Origin of the sequence: Pseudomonas rhodesiae (genome assembly GCF_007858255.1) — a bacterium.
GTDB lineage: Bacteria > Pseudomonadota > Gammaproteobacteria > Pseudomonadales > Pseudomonadaceae > Aquipseudomonas > Aquipseudomonas rhodesiae.
In genome coordinates this window covers 20,095-40,832 of the sequence record NZ_VFEU01000036.1, presented here as the reverse complement: position 1 = coordinate 40,832, position 20,738 = coordinate 20,095, and the positions used below count along the sequence as shown (strand labels likewise).

Annotated in this window: 17 protein-coding genes, 4 tRNA genes and 1 rRNA gene; all 22 read left to right on the top strand. The window is 54.6% G+C overall.

Features of this window, described 5'->3' with window-relative positions; genetic code table 11:
• Positions 1–6: 6 nt before the first annotated feature.
• The 22 genes from rrf (at position 7) to rplC (ending at position 20,731) form a co-directional block, all read left to right on the top strand.
• Positions 7–122 (top strand): 5S ribosomal RNA (gene rrf, locus FIV35_RS27415).
• Positions 123–286: 164 nt separating this feature from the next.
• A complete protein-coding gene (birA, locus tag FIV35_RS27410) occupies positions 287–1,246 on the top strand; it encodes a bifunctional biotin--[acetyl-CoA-carboxylase] ligase/biotin operon repressor BirA (RefSeq protein WP_034139518.1) in 960 nt (319 codons plus the stop codon).
• The gene (locus FIV35_RS27405) at positions 1,236–1,985 is read left to right on the top strand and encodes a pantothenate kinase (protein WP_034139517.1); all 750 of its coding nucleotides are present in this window, start codon (positions 1,236–1,238) and stop codon (positions 1,983–1,985) included. The genes birA and FIV35_RS27405 overlap by 11 nt, the downstream gene beginning before the upstream one ends.
• A 12-nt stretch (positions 1,986–1,997) precedes the next feature.
• Positions 1,998–2,444 carry a hypothetical protein gene (locus tag FIV35_RS27400; protein ID WP_034139516.1) on the top strand — a complete coding sequence of 149 codons (447 nt, stop codon included), beginning with the start codon at positions 1,998–2,000 and terminating at the stop codon, positions 2,442–2,444.
• Positions 2,445–2,587: 143 nt separating this feature from the next.
• Positions 2,588–2,672: transfer RNA gene (locus tag FIV35_RS27395), tRNA-Tyr, on the top strand.
• 24 nt (positions 2,673–2,696) lie between these two features.
• A tRNA-Gly gene (locus tag FIV35_RS27390) sits at positions 2,697–2,770 on the top strand.
• A gap of 26 nt (positions 2,771–2,796) precedes the next feature.
• Positions 2,797–2,872 (top strand) — tRNA-Thr (locus FIV35_RS27385).
• A 159-nt stretch (positions 2,873–3,031) separates the two neighbouring features.
• Positions 3,032–3,107: transfer RNA gene (locus FIV35_RS27380), tRNA-Trp, on the top strand.
• A 45-nt stretch (positions 3,108–3,152) separates the two neighbouring features.
• Positions 3,153–3,521: a preprotein translocase subunit SecE gene (gene secE / locus FIV35_RS27375; protein ID WP_034139515.1), complete on the top strand. Its 369-nt coding sequence runs from the start codon at positions 3,153–3,155 to the stop codon at positions 3,519–3,521.
• A 9-nt stretch (positions 3,522–3,530) separates the two neighbouring features.
• Complete coding sequence (gene nusG / locus FIV35_RS27370) at positions 3,531–4,064, top strand: transcription termination/antitermination protein NusG (RefSeq protein WP_003176436.1); 534 nt, start codon at positions 3,531–3,533, stop codon at positions 4,062–4,064.
• A 117-nt stretch (positions 4,065–4,181) separates the two neighbouring features.
• Positions 4,182–4,613, top strand: a complete 432-nt coding sequence (gene rplK / locus FIV35_RS27365; RefSeq protein ID WP_003176435.1) for a 50S ribosomal protein L11 — start codon at positions 4,182–4,184, stop codon at positions 4,611–4,613.
• The gene (rplA, locus tag FIV35_RS27360) at positions 4,613–5,308 is read left to right on the top strand and encodes a 50S ribosomal protein L1 (protein ID WP_003176434.1); all 696 of its coding nucleotides are present in this window, start codon (positions 4,613–4,615) and stop codon (positions 5,306–5,308) included. The genes rplK and rplA overlap by 1 nt, the downstream gene beginning before the upstream one ends.
• 199 nt (positions 5,309–5,507) lie before the next feature.
• Positions 5,508–6,008: a 50S ribosomal protein L10 gene (rplJ, locus tag FIV35_RS27355; protein ID WP_016969477.1), complete on the top strand. Its 501-nt coding sequence runs from the start codon at positions 5,508–5,510 to the stop codon at positions 6,006–6,008.
• 78 nt (positions 6,009–6,086) lie between these two features.
• Positions 6,087–6,452, top strand: coding sequence for a 50S ribosomal protein L7/L12 (gene rplL, locus FIV35_RS27350; RefSeq protein ID WP_027617682.1), 366 nt, complete (start codon positions 6,087–6,089; stop codon positions 6,450–6,452).
• Positions 6,453–6,671: 219 nt separating this feature from the next.
• Positions 6,672–10,745 carry a DNA-directed RNA polymerase subunit beta gene (rpoB, locus tag FIV35_RS27345; protein ID WP_034101000.1) on the top strand — a complete coding sequence of 1,358 codons (4,074 nt, stop codon included), beginning with the start codon at positions 6,672–6,674 and terminating at the stop codon, positions 10,743–10,745.
• 64 nt (positions 10,746–10,809) lie between these two features.
• Positions 10,810–15,009 (top strand): DNA-directed RNA polymerase subunit beta', encoded by a 4,200-nt coding sequence (gene rpoC, locus FIV35_RS27340; protein ID WP_034100999.1) that lies wholly within the window; start codon positions 10,810–10,812, stop codon positions 15,007–15,009.
• 216 nt (positions 15,010–15,225) lie between these two features.
• Positions 15,226–15,597, top strand: coding sequence for a 30S ribosomal protein S12 (gene rpsL / locus FIV35_RS27335; RefSeq protein WP_002555494.1), 372 nt, complete (start codon positions 15,226–15,228; stop codon positions 15,595–15,597).
• A gap of 118 nt (positions 15,598–15,715) precedes the next feature.
• Positions 15,716–16,186, top strand: a complete 471-nt coding sequence (rpsG, locus tag FIV35_RS27330; protein ID WP_002555493.1) for a 30S ribosomal protein S7 — start codon at positions 15,716–15,718, stop codon at positions 16,184–16,186.
• 30 nt (positions 16,187–16,216) lie between these two features.
• Positions 16,217–18,322 carry an elongation factor G gene (gene fusA, locus FIV35_RS27325; RefSeq protein ID WP_034100998.1) on the top strand — a complete coding sequence of 702 codons (2,106 nt, stop codon included), beginning with the start codon at positions 16,217–16,219 and terminating at the stop codon, positions 18,320–18,322.
• Positions 18,323–18,352: 30 nt separating this feature from the next.
• On the top strand, positions 18,353–19,546 hold the full coding sequence (gene tuf / locus FIV35_RS27320; protein ID WP_034139514.1) for an elongation factor Tu: 1,194 nt from the start codon (positions 18,353–18,355) through the stop codon (positions 19,544–19,546).
• 156 nt (positions 19,547–19,702) lie between these two features.
• Positions 19,703–20,014, top strand: coding sequence for a 30S ribosomal protein S10 (gene rpsJ, locus FIV35_RS27315; RefSeq protein WP_003186070.1), 312 nt, complete (start codon positions 19,703–19,705; stop codon positions 20,012–20,014).
• A gap of 81 nt (positions 20,015–20,095) precedes the next feature.
• On the top strand, positions 20,096–20,731 hold the full coding sequence (rplC, locus tag FIV35_RS27310) for a 50S ribosomal protein L3 (protein ID WP_003194649.1): 636 nt from the start codon (positions 20,096–20,098) through the stop codon (positions 20,729–20,731).
• Positions 20,732–20,738: the final 7 nt, after the last annotated feature.

Here is a 20,738-nt window from a genome sequence, read left to right as displayed (position 1 = left end):
AGATTTCTTGACGACCATAGAGCATTGGAACCACCTGATCCCATCCCGAACTCAGAAGTGAAACGATGCATCGCCGATGGTAGTGTGGGGTTTCCCCATGTGAGAGTAGGTCATCGTCAAGATTAAATTCCGAAACCCCAATTGCGAAAGCAGTTGGGGTTTTGTTTTGCGCGCTCGAAAAGCCGTGGGCATCATCAGCGCCGACTTCGGTGCTAAATTTTCCCCTTTCTATGCAATCACCTTGCGCATGGCTATCATGCGTGCCTCATTGTGAGGCGATACTTGCATGTTGACGTTGTTGAAGCTTCTTAAAGATGGCCGATTTCATTCGGGCGAGGATCTCGGCGCGGCCCTAGGGGTGAGTCGAAGCGCTGTGTGGAAACAGCTTCAGAGTCTAGAGGCGGAATTGAATCTGCCCATACACAAGGTTCGAGGGCGCGGATATCAGTTGGCTGAGCCGCTGTACCTGCTTGATGCTGAAGATATTGCTAAGCGTGCGCCGCTCTTGGCCTGGCCTATCCATATATCCGAGTCTGTTGACTCAACCAACGCTGAAGCTCTTCGCTTGATCGGGGCTGGCCATTCAGCGCCTTTCCTTGTGCTCGCAGAACGGCAATCGGCGGGGAGAGGGCGGCGGGGGCGCAAGTGGGTGAGTCCGTTTGCACAAAATATCTATTACAGCCTAGTGCTGCGTATTGAGGGTGGGCTGCGTCAATTAGAAGGGCTTAGTCTCGCGGTTGGCTTGGCTGTCATGCAGGCCTTGCGTGATCTTGGCGTGGATAGGGCTGGTTTGAAGTGGCCGAACGACGTTCTGGTGGACGGAAAGAAGATTGCAGGTATCTTGCTGGAGTTGGTAGGTGATCCCGCAGATATCTGTCATGTAGTACTGGGGATTGGCATCAATGTGAATATGCAAGACGTGGCAGGTGTCGACCAGCAATGGACGTCCGTGCAGTTGGAGATAGGGGGGGCTGTCAACCGTAATGTTCTGGTTGCTCAGCTTGGAGTGCAGCTACAGCGCTATCTTAACTCCCATCAAGAATTTGGTTTTGTGGCTTTGCAGGAGGAATGGGAGCTGAATCATCTTTGGCAGGGGCGCTCGGTCTCTCTCGTTGCGGGTGTTAACCAAATTCACGGGCAAGTGCTAGGTATCGATAGTCGGGGGGCCTTGCGCTTGAGCGTAGCTGGCGTCGAAAAAACCTACAGTGGCGGTGAGCTAAGCCTGAGGTTGCGTGATGATTCTTGAGCTTGACTGTGGGAATAGCTTCATCAAATGGCGTGTTCTCGAGCCTATCGGTATATCAACTTATGCGGAGGGGGTTGTCGGATCGGACACGGCTTTAATTGAGGGGCTGGCAGCTGTTCCGGGTTTGATTCTGACACGTTGCCGACTAGTAAGTGTTCGTGCCGCAGAGGAGACCGATAAGCTGGTTGATACTCTAAAGCGTGTGTTCGGCATCGCTGTCTCGGTGGCGGTGTCTGCTCGGGAAATGGCTGGCGTGCGCAATGGTTATGAGGAATTTGAGCGTCTGGGCCTCGATCGATGGTTGGCAATGCTGGGGGCATTCAAGTTGGCCTCTAGGGCTTGTCTGGTACTCGACTTTGGCACTGCGGCGACAGCTGATTACATTTCGATGGGGGGCGAGCATTTGGGGGGCTTCATCTGTCCCGGGATGCCACTGATGCGGAATCAATTACGTACTCATACGCGCAAGATACGTTATGACGATATTGCTGCTGAGCGAGCCCATGAGAGCCTTTCGCCAGGACGTACGACTGTGGAGGCTGTAGAGCGTGGTTGCACATTGATGTTGAGAGGGTTCGCGTTGACGCAGCTGGAGCTTGCTCGCAGCTACTGGGGAGATGATTTCACTGTGTTTCTCACAGGGGGCGATGCAGGGTTGGTTGCTGATGATGTTCCAGGAGCCCGACTTGTCCCAGACTTGGTTTTCGTTGGATTGGCGATGGCGTGCCCCTTGCCTTGAGGTGTCTTGTCTATGCGTTGGCTGTTTCTGCTTCTGCTCGTTCTGAATGTCTTCTATTACATCTGGCATCAGCAAGAGGCGCCGTTGCGCGCCAAAGATGTTACGCCTCTTAATCTATATCGTGGCTCAGCCCAGGATATTCGACTGCTAAGTGAGTCCTCTGACGCGGCCGTTCGCCGGGATCGCGCGAGGGTGCCTGAGGCGCAAGATGCCTGTTTGTATATCGGTGGATTTGCTGATCAGCGCCAGGCGCTAGCCTTGGAGCAGCGCCTCACTAGTCTGGATATAAAGGTCCAGGTCCAGTCGCTGAAGGGGGCGGATGCCTCTCGCTATTGGTTAAGAGTTGCTCCGGAAAGCCGGCGCCTGGCTGATGATCTGCCGTTTGAAAACCTTGCTAAGGAATTCAATGAGTTAAAACATAAAATAATGTTGTGCGAAGGCGTTGCAACTGCCCAATAGTTTGAATAGAATGGCGCCCGCTTCGCAGTGAAGACCTTTGAGGTCTACAGGGTGAAGCGAAGGTCAACGCTGCTAACCTCATATTTTTAAATGAGAAAGTTGTTGACAGAAGGCTGGCATGATGTAGAATGCCGGCTCGCTTAGGAGGGGTTCCCGAGCGGCCAAAGGGATCAGACTGTAAATCTGACGTCTACGACTTCGAAGGTTCGAATCCTTCCCCCTCCACCATTTTTAGCGTGAGCTGCAAGCTCGGCGGGTATAGTTTAGTGGTAGAACCTCAGCCTTCCAAGCTGATGATGCGGGTTCGATTCCCGCTACCCGCTCCAAGTTTGCAGGTTGTGCAAAGTGTTTCGCTCTTGTAGCTCAGTTGGTAGAGCACACCCTTGGTAAGGGTGAGGTCAGCGGTTCAAATCCGCTCAAGAGCTCCATATGACAAGGCAGATATGAAAATATCTGCCTTTGTTTTAACGGCTGCCTTGGCTTGATTGTGTTGCTCCTGGCTTTGATGTTGGGTTGTCGAGTCTCTTGAGGTTGGTTGTTGTAAAGTCTTTTTCAGGTCTGCATAATGGTCGGCCTGATTTTGTTTTAGGTCAGTAGCTCAATTGGCAGAGCGACGGTCTCCAAAACCGTAGGTTGGGGGTTCGATTCCCTCCTGACCTGCCAGATTCACGTGGTGTGTCTGGCTTTCTTTTCACAGGATCTTCATAGATGACTCCTAAGACTGAAGCTCAAAGCTCTCGTTTCGATCTCGTCAAGTGGCTGTTTGTGGTCGCTTTGGTGGTCGTAGGCGTTGTTGGCAATCAGTACTATTCTGCTTCGCCGATCCTGTACCGTGTTCTGGGTTTGCTTGCTCTTGCTGCGGTGGCTGCTTTTGTTGGTCTCCAAACTGCCAAGGGTAAGTCGTTCGCGGTTCTGGTAAAGGAAGCTCGCACCGAAATTCGTAAAGTCGTTTGGCCGACTCGCCAAGAAACCACGCAGACCACATTGATTGTTGTGGCTGTTGTTCTGGTTATGGCGTTGCTGTTGTGGGGGCTTGATTCCCTGCTCGGTTGGCTTGTTTCCTTGATTGTTGGCTAAGGGTGTCCCGTGGCTAAGCGTTGGTATGTTGTGCATGCTTACTCCGGTTACGAGAAGCATGTTATGCGCTCTTTGCTGGAGCGCGTAAAGCTTGCAGGCATGGAAGATGGCTTCGGCGAAATCCTCGTTCCCACTGAAGAAGTGGTTGAAATGCGGAATGGTCAAAAGCGCAAAAGCGAACGCAAGTTCTTCCCTGGCTATGTGCTGGTTCAGATGGACATGAATGAAGGTACTTGGCACTTGGTCAAGGACACTCCTCGTGTCATGGGTTTTATCGGCGGTACAGCTGATAAGCCTGCTCCTATCACCGATAAAGAAGCGGAAGCAATTCTGCGTCGTGTTGCTGATGGTAGCGACAAGCCTAAGCCGAAGACGTTGTTCGAGCCGGGTGAGGTTGTTCGTGTCACTGATGGTCCGTTTGCTGATTTTAACGGTACCGTCGAAGAGGTTAACTACGAAAAGAGCCGAATCCAGGTGGCAGTGCTCATTTTCGGTCGCTCTACTCCGGTAGAGTTGGAGTTCAGTCAGGTCGAGAAGGTCTAGCTGAACATGCATCCCAACCCCGCAGCCTTAGGCTGTGGGGTTTTGTCGTCACTGGGATAAACGCGCAAGTAACCGGGGAGCCTTTCGAGGCGTCTGAACCCGTAATTGGAGTGCCTCATGGCCAAGAAGATTACCGCTTACATCAAGCTGCAAGTGAAGGCCGCTCAGGCCAACCCTAGTCCACCTGTCGGTCCAGCTCTGGGTCAGCATGGCGTGAATATCATGGAATTCTGCAAGGCCTTCAACGCCCGTACCCAGGGTCTTGAGCCAGGTCTGCCGACTCCAGTGATCATCACTGTATACAGCGACCGTAGCTTCACCTTCGAAACCAAGTCGACCCCGGCTTCGGTGTTGTTGAAAAAGGCTGCTGGTCTGACTAGCGGTTCCGCTCGTCCAAACACCGTTAAGGTTGGGACCGTAACTCGTGCTCAGCTGGAAGAAATCGCGAAAACCAAAAACGCGGATCTGACTGCAGCTGATATGGATGCAGCCGTGCGTACCATCGCCGGTTCTGCTCGTAGCATGGGCCTTAACGTGGAGGGTGTGTAATGGCTAAGCTGACCAAGCGCCAAAAGGCTATCGCCGGCAAAATCGAAGCAGGCAAGTCCTACAATTTTGTAGACGCCGCCGCTCTGCTGACCGAGCTGTCGACTGTCAAGTTCAGCGAGTCCGTTGACGTTGCTGTGAACCTCGGCGTTGACCCACGTAAATCCGACCAGGTCGTCCGTAGCGCTACTGTGCTGCCACACGGTACTGGCAAGACTGTACGTGTAGCTGTCTTCACCCAGGGTCCAGCGGCTGAAGCTGCCCTGGCCGCCGGCGCTGATCGCGTTGGCATGGACGACCTGGCTGCCGAAATGAAAGGCGGCGACCTGAACTACGACGTAGTCATCGCTTCTCCTGATGCCATGCGTGTTGTTGGTCAGTTGGGTCAGATCCTGGGTCCACGTGGCCTGATGCCTAACCCAAAAGTCGGCACAGTAACTCCAGACGTAGCTACCGCGGTTAAGAACGCCAAAGCTGGTCAGGTTCGTTATCGCACCGACAAAAACGGCATCATTCACACCTCCGTTGGCAAGGTTGGCTTCGACGCCGTCAAGCTGAAGGAAAACGTTGAAGCGCTGATCGCGGATCTCAAGCGTATCAAGCCAGCTTCTTCGAAAGGCATCTATGTCAAGCGCGTTACCCTGAGCACCACTATGGGCCCAGGTCTGGTCATCGACCAAGGTTCGCTGGACGTATAAGACACAGATTGGCGCGAGAAATTGCGCCAGTTGATAAAATTGGGGTCCCTGCCTGGCGGGGGCTATCCAAGACCGTAGGCGACGCAAGTCTTAAACCACAAGCCTACGCAGATGGTGCTCCCGGTTCCTTACCGAATCAGACACCAAAACGACATCCGGCTCCGGCCAGATGAAACGGTAACAAGCAGGAGTTAAACCCGTGGCAATTAATCTCGAAGACAAGAAGGCCATCGTCGCTGAAGTCAACGAGGCTGCCAAAGCTGCTCTGTCCGCTGTCGTGGCTGATGCCCGTGGTGTGACAGTAGGCGCTATGACCGGACTCCGTAAAGAGGCTCGTGAAGCTGGCGTATACGTACGTGTTGTGCGTAACACCCTGCTAAAGCGCGCTGTTGCTGACACTGAATACAGTGTCCTCAACGACGTGTTCACCGGCCCGACTCTGATCGCGTTCTCCAAAGAGCATCCAGGCGCTGCTGCCCGTTTGTTCAAAGAGTTCGCCAAGAGTCAGGATAAGTTCGAGATCAAGGCAGCTGCGTTCGAGGGCAAGTTCCTCGCAGCTAACCAAATCGACGTACTGGCAACACTGCCGACCCGCGACGAAGCCATTTCGCAGCTGATGAGCGTGATTCAAGGCGCTACCAGCAAGCTGGCTCGTACTCTGGCCGCAGTTCGCGAGCAAAAAGAAGCAGCCGCAGCCTAAGGCTGAGCGTCTTCTTTCGCGTATTTTTGTTTATTTCGATGGCCGAGTAGGCCGTCCCCCAATTCAGGAAATACAGCAATGTCTATCTCCCAAGACGATATCCTCAACGCCGTAGCTGAAATGTCGGTTCTGCAGGTTGTTGAGCTGATCAAAGCTTTCGAAGAGAAATTCGGCGTTTCCGCTGCCGCTGCTTCCGCCGGCCCAGCTGCTGCTGCTGCCGTTGTTGAAGAGCAAACCGAATTCAACGTCATGCTGACCGAAGCTGGCGAGAAGAAAGTTAACGTGATCAAGGCAGTACGTGAACTGACCGGTCTGGGCCTGAAAGAAGCCAAGGCTGTAGTTGACGGCGCTCCTGCCATGGTTCTGGAAGCTGTTGCCAAAGACGCAGCTGACAAAGCCAAAGCAGCTCTGGAAGAAGCAGGCGCTAAAGTCGAGCTGAAGTAAGCATCGACCTTGCGTCTCCAGCCCAAGCGTTAAGCTGAAGGCTGATGGCTGGTGGCTCTTGCCACCGGCCTTTTTCCGTTCTTGGCTGTCGACTCGGTCGCCGCCATTAACGCGCTGTAGCCACCCGATGCGGTGGTGCAAACCATGGGGTTTGCAAGATTTTCTGGCTGCTCCCGTCGGAGGGGCCAAACAAGCAGGTGACCAAGCTGGGGAACGCTGATGGCTTACTCATATACTGAGAAAAAACGTATCCGCAAGGACTTTAGCAAGTTGCCGGACGTCATGGATGTCCCGTACCTTCTGGCTATCCAGCTGGATTCGTATCGTGAATTCTTGCAGGCGGGAGCGACCAAAGATCAGTTCCGCGACGTGGGCCTGCATGCGGCCTTCAAATCCGTTTTCCCGATCATCAGCTACTCCGGCAATGCTGCGCTGGAGTACGTGGGTTATCGCCTGGGCGAACCGGCATTTGATGTCAAAGAATGTGTGTTGCGTGGCGTTACGTACGCCGTACCTTTGCGGGTAAAAGTCCGTCTGATCATTTTCGACAAAGAATCGTCGAACAAAGCGATCAAGGACATCAAAGAGCAAGAAGTCTACATGGGCGAAATCCCATTGATGACTGAAAACGGTACCTTCGTTATCAACGGTACCGAGCGTGTTATCGTTTCCCAGCTGCACCGTTCGCCGGGCGTGTTCTTCGACCACGACCGCGGCAAGACGCACAGCTCCGGTAAGCTCTTGTACTCTGCGCGGATCATTCCGTACCGTGGTTCGTGGTTGGACTTCGAATTCGACCCTAAAGACTGCGTGTTCGTGCGTATCGACCGTCGTCGTAAATTGCCGGCCTCGGTACTGCTGCGCGCGCTTGGCTACACCACTGAGCAAGTGCTGGATGCCTTCTACACCACCAACGTATTCAGCCTGAAGGATGAAACCCTCAAGCTGGAACTGATCGCTTCGCGTCTGCGTGGTGAAATTGCCGTTCTGGATATCCAGGATGAAAAAGGCAAGGTTATTGTTGAAGCTGGCCGTCGTATCACTGCGCGCCATATCAATCAAATCGAAAAAGCCGGTATTACAGAGCTGGAAGTGCCTCTGGACTACGTCCTGGGTCGCACTACCGCCAAGGTTATCGTTCACCCGGCTACAGGCGAAATCCTGGCTGAGTGCAACACCGAGCTGAACACCGAGATCTTGGCCAAAATCGCCAAGGCTCAGGTTGTTCGCATCGAAACCCTGTATACCAACGACATCGACTGCGGTCCGTTCATCTCCGACACACTGAAGATCGACTCCACCAGCAACCAATTGGAAGCGCTGGTCGAGATCTATCGCATGATGCGTCCTGGTGAACCACCGACCAAAGACGCTGCCGAAACCCTGTTCAACAACCTGTTCTTCAGTCCTGAGCGTTACGACCTGTCTGCGGTCGGCCGGATGAAGTTCAACCGTCGTATCGGTCGTACCGAGATCGAAGGTTCGGGCGTGCTGTGCAAGGAAGATATCGTCGCGGTACTGAAGACTCTGGTCGACATCCGTAACGGCAAAGGCATCGTCGATGACATCGACCACCTGGGTAACCGTCGTGTTCGCTGCGTAGGCGAGATGGCCGAGAACCAGTTCCGCGTTGGCCTGGTACGTGTTGAGCGTGCGGTCAAAGAGCGTCTGTCGATGGCTGAAAGCGAAGGCCTGATGCCGCAAGACCTGATCAACGCTAAGCCAGTGGCCGCAGCGGTGAAAGAGTTCTTCGGCTCCAGCCAGCTTTCGCAGTTCATGGACCAGAACAACCCGCTCTCAGAGATTACCCACAAGCGCCGTGTTTCGGCACTGGGCCCGGGCGGTCTGACTCGTGAACGTGCTGGCTTCGAAGTTCGTGACGTACACCCGACGCACTACGGTCGTGTTTGCCCGATCGAAACGCCGGAAGGTCCGAACATCGGTCTGATCAACTCCTTGGCCGCCTATGCGCGCACCAACCAATATGGTTTCCTCGAGAGCCCGTACCGTGTGGTGAAAGACGCTCTGGTCACCGACGAGATCGTGTTCCTGTCCGCAATCGAAGAAGCCGATCACGTGATCGCTCAGGCTTCGGCCACGATGAACGACAAGAAAGTTTTGATCGACGAGCTGGTAGCTGTTCGTCACTTGAACGAATTCACCGTTAAGGCGCCGGAAGACGTCACCTTGATGGACGTTTCGCCGAAGCAGGTAGTTTCGGTTGCAGCGTCTCTGATTCCGTTCCTGGAGCACGATGACGCCAACCGCGCGTTGATGGGTTCCAACATGCAGCGTCAGGCTGTACCAACCCTGCGCGCTGACAAGCCGCTGGTAGGTACCGGCATGGAGCGCAACGTAGCGCGTGACTCCGGCGTTTGCGTCGTGGCTCGTCGTGGCGGTGTAATCGATTCCGTTGATGCTAGCCGTATCGTGGTTCGTGTTGCCGATGACGAAGTTGAAACTGGCGAAGCCGGTGTCGACATCTACAACCTGACCAAATACACCCGTTCGAACCAGAACACCTGCATCAACCAGCGTCCGCTGGTGAGCAAGGGTGATCGCGTTCAGCGTAGCGACATCATGGCTGACGGCCCGTCCACCGACATGGGTGAGCTGGCTCTGGGTCAGAACATGCGCATCGCCTTCATGGCGTGGAACGGCTTCAACTTCGAAGACTCCATCTGCCTGTCCGAGCGTGTTGTTCAAGAAGATCGCTTCACCACGATCCACATTCAGGAACTGACCTGTGTGGCGCGTGACACCAAGCTTGGGCCAGAGGAAATCACTGCAGACATCCCGAACGTGGGTGAGGCTGCACTGAACAAGCTGGACGAAGCCGGTATCGTTTACGTAGGTGCTGAAGTTGGCGCAGGCGACATTCTGGTTGGTAAGGTTACTCCGAAAGGCGAGACCCAACTGACGCCAGAAGAGAAACTGCTGCGTGCCATCTTCGGTGAAAAAGCCAGCGACGTTAAAGACACCTCCCTGCGCGTACCTACCGGTACCAAGGGTACTGTCATCGACGTACAGGTCTTCACCCGTGACGGCGTTGAGCGTGATGCTCGTGCTCTGTCCATCGAGAAGACCCAGCTCGACGAGATCCGTAAGGATCTGAACGAAGAGTTCCGTATCGTTGAAGGCGCGACCTTCGAACGTCTGCGCTCCGCTTTGGTAGGCCACAAGGCTGAAGGCGGTGCAGGTCTGAAGAAAGGTCAAGACATCACTGATGAGGTCCTCGACGGTCTTGAGCACGGCCAGTGGTTCAAACTGCGCATGGCTGAAGATGCTTTGAACGAGCAGCTCGAGAAGGCCCAGGCCTACATCGTTGATCGCCGCCGTCTGCTGGATGACAAGTTCGAAGATAAGAAGCGCAAACTGCAGCAGGGCGATGACCTGGCTCCAGGCGTGCTGAAAATCGTCAAGGTTTACCTGGCAATCCGCCGCCGCATCCAGCCGGGCGACAAGATGGCCGGTCGTCACGGTAACAAAGGTGTGGTCTCCGTGATCATGCCGGTTGAAGACATGCCGCACGATGCCAATGGCACCCCGGTCGATGTGGTCCTCAACCCGCTGGGCGTACCTTCGCGTATGAACGTTGGTCAGATCCTCGAAACTCACCTGGGCCTCGCGGCTAAAGGTCTGGGCGAGAAGATCAACCGTATGATCGAAGAGCAGCGCAAGGTTGCTGACCTGCGTAAGTTCTTGCACGAGATCTACAACGAGATCGGCGGTCGCAACGAAGAGCTGGACACCTTCTCCGACCAGGAAATCCTGGATCTGGCGAAGAACCTGCGCGGCGGCGTGCCGATGGCCACACCTGTGTTCGACGGTGCCAAGGAAAGCGAAATCAAGGCCATGCTGAAACTGGCTGACCTGCCGGAAAGTGGCCAGATGCAGCTGTTCGACGGCCGTACCGGCAACAAATTCGAGCGCCCGGTTACAGTCGGCTACATGTACATGCTGAAGCTGAACCACTTGGTAGACGACAAGATGCACGCCCGTTCTACCGGATCGTACAGCCTCGTTACCCAGCAGCCGCTGGGTGGTAAGGCTCAGTTCGGTGGTCAGCGTTTCGGGGAGATGGAGGTCTGGGCACTGGAAGCATACGGTGCTGCTTACACTCTGCAAGAAATGCTCACAGTGAAGTCGGACGATGTGAACGGTCGGACCAAGATGTACAAAAACATCGTGGACGGCGATCACCGTATGGAGCCGGGCATGCCCGAGTCCTTCAACGTGTTGATCAAAGAAATTCGTTCCCTCGGCATCGATATCGATCTGGAAACCGAATAACACGTGACGCGAATCGAGAGCGTGGCAGTGATGCCCGCTCTCTGCTCCGCCAGGAGGAAAGGCCTTGAAAGACCTACTGAATTTGCTGAAAAACCAGGGTCAAGTCGAAGAGTTCGACGCCATCCGTATTGGGTTGGCATCGCCTGAGATGATCCGCTCGTGGTCGTTCGGTGAAGTTAAAAAGCCGGAAACCATCAACTATCGTACGTTCAAACCAGAGCGTGACGGTCTGTTCTGCGCCAAGATCTTTGGCCCGGTAAAGGATTACGAGTGCCTGTGCGGTAAGTACAAGCGCTTGAAGCACCGTGGTGTGATCTGCGAGAAGTGCGGCGTTGAAGTTGCGCTGGCCAAGGTTCGTCGTGAGCGCATGGCACACATCGAGCTGGCTTCGCCGGTTGCCCACATCTGGTTCCTGAAATCGCTGCCGTCCCGTATCGGCTTGCTGATGGACATGACCCTGCGTGATATCGAGCGCGTTCTCTACTTTGAGAGCTATGTCGTTATCGATCCAGGCATGACCACCCTTGAAAAAGGTCAGCTGCTGAACGATGAGCAGTACTTCGAAGCGCTGGAAGAGTTCGGCGATGATTTCGATGCTCGCATGGGTGCCGAAGCTGTGCGCGAACTGCTGCACGCTATCGACCTGGAGCACGAGATTGGCCGTCTGCGCGAAGAAATTCCGCAAACCAACTCCGAAACCAAGATCAAGAAACTGTCCAAACGGCTGAAGTTGATGGAGGCCTTCCAAGGCTCCGGCAACTTGCCAGAATGGATGGTGCTGACCGTTCTGCCGGTTCTGCCGCCAGACCTGCGTCCGCTGGTGCCGTTGGATGGTGGTCGTTTCGCAACGTCCGACCTCAACGACCTGTACCGTCGCGTGATCAACCGTAACAACCGCTTGAAGCGCCTGCTCGATTTGTCCGCTCCGGACATCATCGTGCGTAACGAAAAGCGTATGTTGCAAGAAGCTGTCGATGCATTGCTCGACAACGGTCGTCGTGGTCGCGCTATCACCGGTTCGAACAAGCGTCCTCTGAAATCCTTGGCTGACATGATCAAGGGTAAGCAAGGTCGTTTCCGTCAGAACTTGCTCGGTAAGCGTGTTGACTACTCCGGTCGTTCGGTAATTACCGTAGGCCCGACCCTGCGTCTGCACCAGTGTGGTCTGCCTAAGAAAATGGCGCTTGAGCTGTTCAAGCCGTTCATCTTTGGTAAGCTGGAAATGCGCGGCCTCGCGACCACCATCAAAGCGGCCAAGAAAATGGTCGAGCGCGAACTGCCAGAGGTTTGGGACGTTCTCGCTGAGGTGATTCGCGAACACCCGGTTCTGCTCAACCGTGCACCGACCCTTCACCGTCTGGGTATCCAGGCATTTGAGCCGGTACTCATCGAAGGTAAGGCTATCCAGCTGCACCCTCTGGTTTGTGCTGCGTACAACGCCGACTTCGACGGCGACCAAATGGCCGTTCACGTACCGCTGACCCTGGAAGCCCAGTTGGAAGCGCGTGCGTTGATGATGTCGACCAACAACATTCTGTCGCCAGCCAACGGTGAGCCAATCATCGTTCCGTCTCAGGACGTTGTATTGGGTCTGTACTACATGACGCGTGAAGCGATCAACGCCAAAGGCGAAGGCCGTGTGTTCGCTGACCTGCAGGAAGTTGACCGTGTGTTCCGTGCCGGCGAAGCCGCACTGCACGCCAAGGTCAAAGTGCGGATCAACGAAACCGTCAACGACCGTGATGGCGGCAGCGTGACCAACACCCGTATCGTCGACACCACTGTCGGCCGTGCGCTGTTGTATCAGGTTGTGCCAAAAGGTCTGTCGTACGATGTCGTCAACCTGCCAATGAAGAAAAAGGCGATCTCCAAGCTGATCAACCAATGCTACCGCGTGGTTGGTTTGAAAGAGACCGTGATCTTCGCTGACCAGTTGATGTACACCGGTTTTGCTTATTCGACCATTTCCGGCGTTTCCATCGGTGTTAACGACTTCGTTATCCCGGATGAAAAAGCCCGCATCATCGGTGCCGCTACCGACGAAGTGAAAGAGATCGAAAGCCAGTATGCCTCTGGCCTGGTTACCCAGGGCGAGAAGTACAACAAGGTGATCGACCTTTGGTCCAAGGCCAACGATGAAGTTTCCAAGGCGATGATGGCCAACCTCTCGAAAGAGAAGGTCATCGACCGTCACGGCGACGAAGTTGACCAGGAGTCCTTCAACTCGATGTACATGATGGCCGACTCGGGCGCACGGGGTTCTGCTGCGCAGATCCGTCAGCTCGCCGGTATGCGTGGTCTGATGGCCAAGCCGGACGGTTCCATCATCGAAACGCCGATTACCGCGAACTTCCGTGAAGGTTTGAGTGTACTTCAGTACTTCATCTCCACTCACGGTGCTCGTAAAGGTCTGGCGGATACCGCGTTGAAAACCGCTAACTCCGGTTACCTGACTCGTCGTCTGGTAGACGTTGCACAAGATCTGGTTGTAACAGAGATCGATTGCGGCACCGAGCACGGCCTGCTGATGACTCCGCACATTGAAGGCGGTGACGTTGTAGAGCCGTTGGGTGAGCGCGTATTGGGTCGTGTAATTGCCCGTGACGTATTCAAGCCGGGTACCGAGGAAGTTATCGTTCCTGCTGGCACTCTGGTAGATGAGAAGTGGGTTGAGTTCATTGAGCTCAACAGCATCGACGAAGTGATTGTTCGCTCGCCGATCAGCTGCGAAACCCGCTACGGCATTTGCGCCAAGTGCTATGGCCGTGACTTGGCTCGTGGTCACCAAGTGAACATCGGTGAAGCGGTCGGCGTTATCGCTGCCCAGTCCATCGGTGAGCCAGGTACTCAGTTGACCATGCGTACGTTCCACATTGGTGGTGCGGCAAGCCGAACCTCCGCGGCTGACAGTGTTCAGGTGAAGAATGGCGGTACTGTCCGCCTGCACAACCTCAAGCACGTTGAGCGAGTGGATGGTCACCTGGTTGCGGTGTCCCGTTCCGGTGAGCTGGCAATCGCTGATGACTACGGTCGTGAGCGTGAGCGTTACAAGCTGCCGTACGGTGCTGTGATTTCGGTTAAGGAAGGTGACAAGGTCGACGCTGGCGCAATCGTGGCCAAGTGGGATCCGCACACCCACCCAATCGTTACCGAAATGAAAGGTACCGTGACCTACGTGGGGATGGAAGAAGGCATCACGATCAAGCGTCAGACTGACGAATTGACCGGTATGACCAATATTGAAGTACTCGACGCGAAAGACCGTCCAGCTGCTGGTAAAGATATTCGTCCAGCCGTGAAGATGGTCGACGACAACGGCAAGGATCTGTTGCTGCCAGGCACTGACGTAATCGCTCAGTACTTCCTGCCAGCTAACGCCCTCGTCGGTGTGGCTGACGGCGCGAAGATCGCGATCGGTGATGTTATCGCGCGTATCCCGCAGGAAACTTCGAAGACCCGTGACATCACCGGTGGTCTGCCGCGTGTTGCCGACTTGTTCGAAGCTCGTCGTCCGAAAGAAGCTTCGATTTTGGCTGAAGTCAGCGGCACCATCGCGTTCGGTAAAGAGACCAAAGGCAAGCGCCGTCTGGTCATTACCCCGAACGACGGTAGTGATCCGTATGAGGAGCTGATTCCGAAGTGGCGTCACCTGAACGTGTTCGAAGGTGAGCAGGTAAACCGCGGCGAAGTTATTTCCGACGGTCCAAGCGATCCACACGACATCCTGCGTCTGCTGGGTGTAAGTGCGCTGGCCAAGTACATCGTGAACGAGATCCAAGACGTTTACCGTCTGCAGGGCGTTAAGATCAACGATAAGCACATCGAGACCATCCTGCGTCAGATGCTGCGTAAAGTTGAAATCGCGGAATCCGGCGATTCCAGTTTCATCAAGGGCGACCAGATGGAACTGACTCATGTGCTGGTGGAAAACGAGCGTCTGGCGAACGAAGACAAGTTCGTTTCCAAGTTCACTCGCGTACTGCTGGGTATCACCAAGGCCTCGTTGTCCACTGAGTCGTTCATCTCGGCGGCCTCCTTCCAGGAGACCACCCGCGTACTGACCGAAGCAGCGGTAACCGGCAAGCGCGACTACCTGCGCGGTCTGAAAGAAAACGTGGTTGTGGGTCGTTTGATCCCAGCCGGTACCGGTTTGGCCTATCACAGCGAGCGCAAGCGTCGTCGTGATGCCGACAAGCCGTTGCGCGTAAGCGCCAGTGAAGTGGAAGCTGCACTGACCGAAGCGCTGAACTCAAGCGGTAACTGAGTTCTGCGATAGATGAGTCTAGGCCCTGACAGCTCCGTTCGTCGGATCGAGGCAATTTTGCTTCAGTTCGATGGGTGGGGAGGTTGGGGCCTTGCCTTGACTGGGGGCAAGATCCTCTTTAGACTCTTGTACCCCTAAATTTGGCGGGAATTCGTTCCTGCCATTTTGCTTTTCTTGCAAGACAATAGCGTCGCAAGACAACAGTGGAGCTAGTAGATGGCAACTATCAACCAGCTGGTACGTCAGCCGCGTAAGCGTATCGTCGAGAAATCCGACGTGCCTGCGCTGCAGAACTGCCCGCAACGTCGTGGCGTATGCACTCGTGTGTATACCACTACGCCGAAAAAACCTAACTCGGCACTGCGTAAAGTATGCCGTGTGCGTCTGACCAACGGTTTCGAGGTTTCCTCGTACATCGGCGGTGAAGGCCACAACCTTCAAGAGCACAGCGTGGTACTGATCCGCGGCGGTCGTGTAAAAGACTTGCCAGGTGTTCGTTACCACACCGTACGCGGTTCCTTGGATACTTCCGGCGTTAAAGGTCGTAACCAGGGTCGTTCGAAGTACGGTACCAAGAAGCCTAAGTAGTAGCGGCTTTTTGTAAACCTGAATCATCTTATTTTCTGAGTCGATAAGAGTAAGGTCGGAGGCGTCCCGAGAGGGCACCGATTCCGAGCGAACCTGAAGACCGTTTGAGGGCTTATCCATGCCAAGAAGACGCGTAGCAGCCAAGCGCGAAGTGCTTGACGATCCAAAATACGGAAGCCAAATCCTGGCCAAGTTCATGAACCACGTAATGGAAAGCGGCAAGAAAGCCGTTGCCGAGCGTATTGTTTATGGCGCGCTGGAAAAGGTTAAAGAACGCAAGAACAGCGACCCCCTGGAAATCTTCGAGAAAGCTCTCGACGCCATCGCTCCGCTGGTCGAAGTGAAGTCGCGCCGTGTAGGCGGTGCTACTTACCAGGTTCCGGTTGAAGTTCGTCCGTCCCGTCGTAACGCTCTGGCAATGCGCTGGTTGGTAGACTTCGCCCGTAAGCGTGGCGAGAAGTCTATGGCTCTGCGTTTGGCCGGCGAACTGTTGGACGCTGCTGAAGGTAAAGGTGCTGCTGTTAAGAAGCGTGAAGACGTGCACCGTATGGCTGAAGCCAACAAAGCTTTCTCGCACTACCGCTTCTAATTTTAGCTTCACTAATTTTGCGAGGGCTTTATGGCTCGTACTACTCCGATTAGCCGCTACCGTAACATCGGTATCGTCGCACACGTGGATGCTGGTAAAACCACCACCACTGAGCGCGTACTGTTTTACACCGGCAAAAGTCACAAAATGGGCGAGGTGCATGACGGCGCCGCGACCACAGACTGGATGGTTCAGGAGCAGGAGCGTGGTATTACCATTACTTCTGCTGCTATTACCGCCTTCTGGAAAGGTTCTGAGAAGCAGTACAAAGACGAGCATCGCTTCAACGTAATCGATACCCCGGGCCACGTGGACTTCACCATTGAAGTTGAGCGTTCCCTGCGTGTGCTCGACGGCGCTGTCGTTGTGTTCTGCGGTACTTCGGGTGTTGAGCCTCAGTCGGAAACCGTATGGCGTCAAGCCAACAAATACGGCGTGCCGCGTCTTGTTTACGTAAACAAGATGGACCGTGCTGGTGCCAACTTCCTGCGCGTGATCGGTCAGATCAAGCAACGTCTGGGTCACACTCCGGTGCCGATCCAGTTGGCTATCGGTTCCGAAGACAACTTCCAGGGTCAGATTGATCTGATCAACATGGAAGCTGTCTACTGGAACGATGCCGACAAGGGTATGGTTCCTGTTCGTAAGCCTATCCCTGCTGAATTGCAGGAACTGGCTGATGAGTGGCGCAACAACATGGTCGAGGCTGCTGCCGAAGCCAGCGAAGAGCTGATGAACAAGTACCTCGAAGGTGAAGAACTCACCAACGTGGAAATCAAGGCCGCTCTGCGTCAGCGTACTATCGCTGGTGAGATCGTCTTGGCTGTTTGTGGTTCTTCCTTCAAGAACAAGGGTGTTCCCCTGGTTCTCGACGCCGTTATCGACTTCTTGCCTGCCCCGACTGACATTCCTGCTATCAAGGGTACTAACCCTGATAACGAGGAAGAAGAGATGGAGCGTCACGCTGACGACAGCGAGCCGTTCTCGGCTCTGGCGTTCAAGATCGCTACCGACCCATTCGTGGGTACTTTGACCTTTGTCCGCGTTTACTCGGGCGTGTTGGCATCCGGCGACGGCGTGATCAACTCGGTTAAAGGCAAGAAAGAGCGTGTGGGTCGTATGGTGCAGATGCACGCAAACGCCCGTGAAGAGATCAAGGAAGTTCGCGCTGGCGACATCGCGGCCCTGATCGGCATGAAGGATGTCACCACTGGTGAGACTTTGTGCGACGCCGCTAAGCCAATCATCCTGGTTCGCATGGACTTCCCGGAGCCGGTTATTTCGGTTGCGGTAGAACCTAAGACCAAGGATGACCAGGAAAAAATGGGTATCGCTCTGGGCAAGCTTGCTCAGGAAGATCCATCTTTCCGCGTCAAGACTGATGAAGAGACTGGTCAAACGATCATCTCCGGCATGGGCGAGCTGCACCTGGACATCCTGGTAGACCGGATGCGCCGTGAGTTCAACGTCGAAGCCAACATCGGTAAGCCTCAGGTTTCGTATCGTGAGCGCATCACGAAGAACTGTGAAATCGAAGGCAAGTTCGTTCGTCAGTCCGGCGGTCGTGGTCAGTTCGGTCACTGCTGGATCCGTTTTGCTCCTGCTGACGAAGGTCAGGAAGGTCTGCAATTCGTGAACGAAGTAGTGGGTGGTGTCGTTCCTAAGGAATACATCCCTGCTATCCAGAAGGGTATCGAAGAGCAGATGAAGAACGGTGTTGTTGCCGGCTATCCGCTGATCGGCCTGAAAGCAACCGTTTTTGACGGTTCTTACCACGACGTCGACTCCAACGAGATGGCGTTTAAGGTGGCTGCTTCCATGGCAACCAAGCAACTGGCCCAGAAGGGTGGTGGTGAGTTGCTTGAGCCAATCATGGCGGTAGAAGTTGTTACACCTGAAGACTATATGGGTGATGTCATGGGCGACCTTAACCGTCGTCGCGGCATGATCTTGGGTATGGAAGATACGGTTTCCGGCAAAGTGATTCGCGCCGAGGTTCCGTTGGGTGAGATGTTCGGTTATGCGACCGACGTTCGCTCCATGTCTCAGGGTCGCGCAAGCTACTCTATGGAATTCAAAAAATACAACACAGCTCCGGCGCACATCGCTGAAACTGTATCCAAAAAACAAGGCTGATTCAGTCCTTTAGGCAAGGAGTTAATTGTCGTGGCTAAAGAAAAATTTGATCGTTCCCTACCGCACGTCAACGTTGGCACTATCGGTCACGTTGACCACGGTAAAACCACTCTGACTGCTGCTCTGACTCGCGTCTGCTCCGAAGTTTTCGGTTCGGCCGTAGTTGAATTCGACAAGATCGACAGCGCGCCAGAAGAAAAAGCTCGTGGTATCACCATCAACACCGCGCACGTCGAGTACAACTCGAACATTCGTCACTACGCTCACGTTGACTGCCCGGGTCACGCTGACTACGTGAAGAACATGATCACTGGTGCTGCCCAGATGGACGGCGCGATCCTGGTTTGCTCGGCCGCTGATGGTCCGATGCCACAAACCCGTGAGCACATCCTGCTGTCCCGTCAGGTAGGCGTTCCGTACATCGTGGTTTTCCTGAACAAGGCTGACCTGGTAGACGACGCTGAGCTGCTGGAACTGGTAGAGATGGAAGTGCGCGATCTGTTGAGCACTTACGACTTCCCAGGCGACGACACTCCAATCATCATTGGTTCGGCCCGTATGGCGCTGGAAGGCAAAGATGACAACGAGATGGGCACCACTGCCGTCAAGAAGCTGGTAGAAACTCTGGACACCTACATTCCAGAGCCAGAGCGTGCTATCGACAAGCCGTTCCTGATGCCAATCGAAGACGTATTCTCGATCTCCGGTCGTGGTACTGTTGTGACTGGTCGTATTGAGCGCGGTATCGTTCGCGTACAAGATCCACTGGAAATCGTTGGTCTGCGTGACACTACCGTCACCACCTGCACCGGTGTTGAAATGTTCCGTAAGCTGCTCGACGAAGGTCGTGCTGGCGAGAACTGCGGCGTTCTGCTGCGTGGTACCAAGCGTGACGACGTTGAGCGTGGTCAGGTTCTGGTTAAGCCGGGTTCGGTTAAGCCGCACACCAAGTTCACTGCAGAAGTTTACGTTCTGAGCAAGGAAGAAGGCGGTCGTCACACTCCGTTCTTCAAAGGCTACCGTCCACAGTTCTACTTCCGTACTACTGACGTAACCGGTAACTGCGAATTGCCAGAAGGCGTTGAAATGGTAATGCCAGGCGATAACATTCAGATGACTGTTACCCTGATCAAAACCATCGCGATGGAAGACGGTCTGCGCTTCGCTATCCGTGAAGGCGGCCGTACCGTTGGTGCTGGCGTTGTAGCTAAAATCATCGAGTAAGCTCTTTTAGAGTTTGCTTTGATGTTTTGAAAAAGCCCCCGCTCAGCGGGGGCTTTTTTATTGGGTTGACACCTATCGGGGCCGTCTATAGAATTGCGCCTCCTTTTAACGGGCGTATTGCGCTCGGTGGGAATAGCAGCCGGAGTCTGAAATCCAATGCAAAATCAGCAAATCCGTATCAGGTTGAAGGCCTTTGACCATCGCCTGATCGACCAATCCACCCAGGAAATCGTGGAAACCGCGAAACGTACTGGTGCTCAAGTGCGTGGTCCAATTCCACTGCCTACCCGTAAAGAGCGGTTCACCGTTCTGGTCTCCCCGCACGTCAACAAAGACGCGCGTGACCAGTACGAGATCCGTACTCATAAGCGCGTACTGGACATCGTCCAGCCAACGGATAAAACCGTTGATGCTCTTATGAAGCTCGATCTGGCGGCCGGTGTGGAAGTACAGATCAGCCTCGGCTAAGACTTGGGTCTTAGTCGTGTAACGCTCTGAAATGGGCGGCCATAGCGGGTGAAAGCCCCGTACACTCATGAGGTTTACAACATGACTATTGGTGTAGTCGGTCGTAAATGCGGTATGACCCGTATTTTCACCGAAGAAGGTGTCTCCATTCCGGTCACGGTCATTGAGATCGAGCCGAATCGCGTCACCCAGTTCAAAACTGAAGAAACCGATGGCTATCGTGCAGTGCAAGTCACTGTCGGCGAGCGTCGTGCTTCGCGCGTGACTGCTGCTCAAGCAGGTCACTTCGCTAAAGCAAACGTTGCAGCTGGTCGTACTGTTATGGAGTTCCGTCTTGAAGATGGTGACTACCAAGCTGGCGATCTGATCAACGCTGAAATCTTTGCTGCTGGTCAACTGGTTGATGTAACCGGTCAGTCCAAAGGTAAAGGCTTCCAGGGTACGATCAAGCGTTGGAATTTCCGTGGCCAAGACAACACTCACGGTAACTCCGTCTCCCACCGCGTCCCGGGCTCTATTGGCCAGTGCCAGACTCCTGGTCGTGTATTCAAGGGCAAGAAAATGTCCGGTCATATGGGCGCTGAGCGCGTGACCGTGCAGTCCCTCGAAGTAGTGCGCGTCGACGCTGAACGCAATCTGTTGTTGGTCAAGGGTGCTGTTCCTGGCGCTACTGGCGGCAACCTGGTTGTACGTCCAGCGGCCAAGGCTCGCGGTTAAGGGGAAG